The sequence below is a fragment of the Photorhabdus kleinii genome (genome assembly GCF_025384885.1).
Classification (GTDB): domain Bacteria; phylum Pseudomonadota; class Gammaproteobacteria; order Enterobacterales; family Enterobacteriaceae; genus Photorhabdus; species Photorhabdus kayaii.
Window position 1 is genome coordinate 1 of the sequence record NZ_JAJAFY010000138.1, and the last position, 1,204, is coordinate 1,204.

Genomic DNA, 1,204 nt, shown 5'->3' on the forward strand with positions numbered 1-1,204 from the left:
GTCTGCACATAATCGTAATGACTGGCCGTCACGCTCGCCATCCAGTAGCCGAAGGGCAGCGAATAATAGAGCGTGTCGTTTTGGCTGCCTTTCCCGGCAGACGCGTGAATATCGCGTCCACCGGAGAGATAGAACAGGTCGCTTAACGCCAGCGGGTTATCCAGAAAGAAGGTGAATCCGCCCTGATAACGGCCGGTGCTTTTGGTGCCGGTATCATCCAGATACGTGGCGACTCGCCAGTGCCGTGACTGACGCCAGTCCAGCACAATATCACTCTCCCCCGGTTGCGCTGCCGGGACAATGTTCATCTCCGCCTGAACGGTCGGGAAACGTTGCAAGTTTTCCAGTCCCTGCTCAATGTCCCGTAAATCCAGCAATTTTCCTTCACGCGCGGGAAAGGGGGTTATCCGCTGGATATATTTTCCGCTGTCAGGGGTATAGCGGATATGCCGGATGTAGCCCGGTATCATCACCAGTTTTAGCGTTTGGGTATGCAGATCCTGGCGAGGGACCAGAACCCGGCTGGTGACATAGCCGTGATTGATGAGCTGATCTTGCAATTGGGTCATCAACCGGTTAATGCCTTTATCGCCCAGGCAATGGTTTTCGCCCTGTTGAGCGACACGCCTGAACGGCAACCAATGCGGGAAATTTTCAGTGCCGGCCAACACGACGCGGGTGATCGGAAAACACGGCGTTTCCCGCGGAAAGGCGGATGACACCGCCTGTTCGGGGACAGACAGGTGAACCTCCGCAGAGGGTGGGGCTAATTGCGCCTCCAGGGCTTGCTGGCGTGCCTGTTGATGAATGAGTTGTTGTGCTGAGAGGTCTGCGGCCTGACTGCCTGAGACTACACTATAAAAAACCGCAAACACTAAAATACTGCTTTTCATTGACTTTCTATTCCACAATGCTAGAGCGGTATTAACCACGAATTTAACTTAGCGATCAATATTTAGGATTGATGATCAACCGGGCATCTAAAATAGGGAAATTGGTTAAGTTAGCAGCAAAAACAAGGGGTTATATTGCAAAGCAAAAAACAGGCCAATGTGATTATTTTGTGACAACATTGTATAAAAAACAGATTAATATTAATCATTTAATAACCAATACTAATAATTTCAAATTAATTTCATTTTTTGTGTCAATTATGTGATATATATCACATTTATGATGTTTTATTTCAGGATGAAATCATTGG

1 protein-coding gene is annotated in these 1,204 nt (G+C 48.3%); it reads right to left on the reverse strand.

The window, feature by feature from the left end; translation table 11 throughout:
- Positions 1–932, reverse strand: a 932-nt coding sequence (locus tag LG003_RS22995) for a ShlB/FhaC/HecB family hemolysin secretion/activation protein (protein WP_390894168.1), incomplete at its 3' end; no start/stop codon positions are given.
- Between the last annotated feature and the right edge of the window lie 272 nt (positions 933–1,204).